We start from the raw sequence: 2,505 nt of genomic DNA on the forward strand, positions 1-2,505 counted from the left end.
CCGGCTCGATGCCGGCATTGCGAATCATCGCCAGCGTATTGCGCGAGGTGCCGCAATCCGGGTTGTGATAGATCGTAACGCTCATACACGTTGTCCTTTAATGCTGTGTTTCGCTTCGTACCAGTGCTGCGAACGATTGACGACGCCGACCACCAACAGCATCACCGGCACTTCGATCAGCACGCCGACTACCGTGGCAAGCGCCGCCCCCGAATGAAATCCAAACAGGCTGATTGCCGTGGCCACTGCAAGCTCGAAGAAATTGCTTGCGCCAATCAAACTGGACGGACCCGCGACACAATGCGCGACGCCAAGCCGGCGATTGAGCAGGTACGCGAGGCCGGAATTGAAGAACACCTGAATCAGAATCGGCACCGCGAGCATCGCGATAACCAGCGGTTCCTTGACGATCGCCTGCCCCTGGAAGGCGAACAACAACACGAGAGTCGCGAGCAATGCACTGATCGAATAGGGTCCGAGACGAGCAACCGCCTGCCGGAAATGCGCGTCACCCCTGGTAAGCAGCATCCGCCGCAGCAGTTGCGCGAGGATGACCGGAATGACGATGTACAGGCCAACCGAGATGATCAGCGTATCCCACGGCACCGTGATGGCCGACATGCCGAGCAGCAGTGCGACAAGCGGCGCGAAGGCCACGATCATGATGGAGTCGTTGAGCGCTACTTGCGATAGCGTGAAATACGGATCGCCCTTGCAGAGTTGCGACCATACGAACACCATCGCTGTGCAGGGGGCCGCAGCCAGCAGGATCAGCCCGGCGATATAGCTGTCGAGCTGGTCGGCGGGAAGCCACGGCGCGAATACGTGACGGATGAAGATCCAGCCAAGTAATGCCATCGAGAACGGTTTGACGAACCAGTTCACGAACAGCGTCACGCCGATACCGCGCCATTGGTTTTTGACCTGGGTCATCGCGGCAAAATCGATCTTGACCAGCATCGGAATGATCATCACCCAGATCAGCACACCGACCGGAAGATTGACGTGCGCCACTTCCATGCGGCCGATCGCCTGGAAGACATGAGGAAGGACCTGTCCGAACAGGATGCCGCCAACGATGCAGAGCGCGACCCAGACGGTCAGGTAACGCTCGAAAAATCCAATCGCTGGCCGCGAGACGCTGGTCGCTGTATCAGTGCTGCTCATTTGATTCCTCTGTCGGCTTCTCGCCAATGGCGCGCATTTCTCGCTGAATCGCATTTCGATCCAGCACGTGCAGGGGCAGGTTCACAAACTGGCTCACGCGGTTCATGATCTGCCGGTAGACCTTGCTGAAGACCTTGCGCTTCTCTTCGTCGATACCCTCGAATGCGGCGGGGTCCTCGAAACCCCAATGCGCCGTCATCGGGTGTCCCAGCCAGATCGGACAGACTTCGCCCGAGGCCTGGTCGCACACCGTGATAATGAAGTCCATGTGCGGGGCGTCAGGGGTAGCAAACTCATCCCAGCTCTTGCTACGCAGCTCTGCGGTGTTGTATCCCAGCGCTTCGCACCGCTCGATGGCGAACAGGTTCACGACCCCGGAAGGGTGACTACCCGCGCTATACGCCTGAAACTTGCCCTTTCCCAGCACGTTGAATAGCGCTTCGGCCATGACGCTGCGCGAGCTGTTGCCCGTGCAGAGAATGAGAATCGAGTACGGTTTGTCGCTCACGGGCGGCTCCGGAAGGTCACGATGGGTTTAATGAGCCGGCGTGCAGCATGCGGCCGACGATTGAGGATGTGCTTGCGTTTGCTCGCGCGAGTGGCCGTAGACCGGCGCGGCTTCGAGTGTTCGAAACGTTTCCCATGCGACGCCTTGTGGATCAATCGTCCATGCCTTGTCCGACCGCGCATAGCAGCAGGTCGTGCCCGTCTCGGCCTGTACCGGCAGTTCAGCAGCGGCGAAGCGCGCATTCATTTCGGCTAGTTCCGCATCGGTTTCGACCTGAATGCCGATGTGATCGACACCCGGTCTTGCACCTCGCTGCGAAATCGCAAAGTTGACGGCCGGGTTTGTCAGCTCCCACTTGCAGTAATCGCTTTTGAGGACGGTGGGCTCTGCGTTGCCGAACATCGCGCGGTAGAACCGGACGCTTTCGCTCAGATTTTCGACGGCGACGTGGATGTGCATGCGCTTCATGGTTTGTCTCCGCAACAGTTGGGGAGATCGCTCGCGGCACAGGTCGCACCGACGCAGCAGTTCTCCGTCAGGAAACCGATCAGATCCGTCATGGCGTCGAAATTCGCCGTGTAGAAGATGAAACGCCCTTCTTGTCGCGGCTTCACCAGCTCTGCGTGTGACAGATCCTTCAGGTGGAACGACAGGCTAGACGGAGAAAGCCCAAGCTGCTGTGCGATTTCACCCGCAGCCATGCCTTCCGGACCAGCGACAACGAGCAGGCGGAAGATCGCAAGGCGCGATTCGTGGGCAAGCGCGCTCAGGGCGCGTACAACGAGGTTTGAGTCCATGCCCGGAACGATAGATCATTTGTTTTAATATTT

Annotated in this window: 4 protein-coding genes and 1 pseudogene; all 5 read right to left on the bottom strand. The window is 58.8% G+C overall.

The window, feature by feature from the left end:
• Positions 1-85, bottom strand: a pseudogene (locus AWB68_RS50490) (arsenate reductase); the annotation flags it as partial.
• Positions 82-1,167, bottom strand: coding sequence for an ACR3 family arsenite efflux transporter (gene arsB, locus AWB68_RS44025; RefSeq protein WP_087650337.1), 1,086 nt, complete (start codon positions 1,165-1,167; stop codon positions 82-84). The gene arsB and the pseudogene AWB68_RS50490, both read right to left, overlap by 4 nt.
• Entirely contained in the window at positions 1,154-1,675 is a 522-nt protein-coding gene (locus AWB68_RS44030; RefSeq protein WP_087650338.1) for an arsenate reductase ArsC, read from the bottom strand. The genes arsB and AWB68_RS44030 overlap by 14 nt, the downstream gene beginning before the upstream one ends.
• Before the next feature lie 27 nt (positions 1,676-1,702).
• The gene (locus AWB68_RS44035; protein WP_087650339.1) at positions 1,703-2,143 is read right to left on the bottom strand and encodes an ArsI/CadI family heavy metal resistance metalloenzyme; all 441 of its coding nucleotides are present in this window, start codon (positions 2,141-2,143) and stop codon (positions 1,703-1,705) included.
• The gene (locus tag AWB68_RS44040) at positions 2,140-2,472 is read right to left on the bottom strand and encodes an ArsR/SmtB family transcription factor (RefSeq protein ID WP_087650340.1); all 333 of its coding nucleotides are present in this window, start codon (positions 2,470-2,472) and stop codon (positions 2,140-2,142) included. Before AWB68_RS44040 ends, AWB68_RS44035 begins: the two co-directional genes overlap by 4 nt.
• Between the last annotated feature and the right edge of the window lie 33 nt (positions 2,473-2,505).

This window comes from Caballeronia choica (assembly GCF_001544535.1).
Taxonomy (GTDB): Bacteria; Pseudomonadota; Gammaproteobacteria; order Burkholderiales; family Burkholderiaceae; genus Caballeronia; species Caballeronia choica.

Bases quoted from the DNA above. Each gene is read 5' to 3' on its own strand.
- arsB (WP_087650337.1), bottom strand. From the start codon at position 1,167: ATGAGCAGCACTGATACAGCGACCAGCGTCTCGCGGCCAGCGATTGGA.
- AWB68_RS44035 (WP_087650339.1), bottom strand. From the start codon at position 2,143: ATGAAGCGCATGCACATCCACGTCGCCGTCGAAAATCTGAGCGAAAGC.
- AWB68_RS44040 (WP_087650340.1), bottom strand. From the start codon at position 2,472: ATGGACTCAAACCTCGTTGTACGCGCCCTGAGCGCGCTTGCCCACGAA.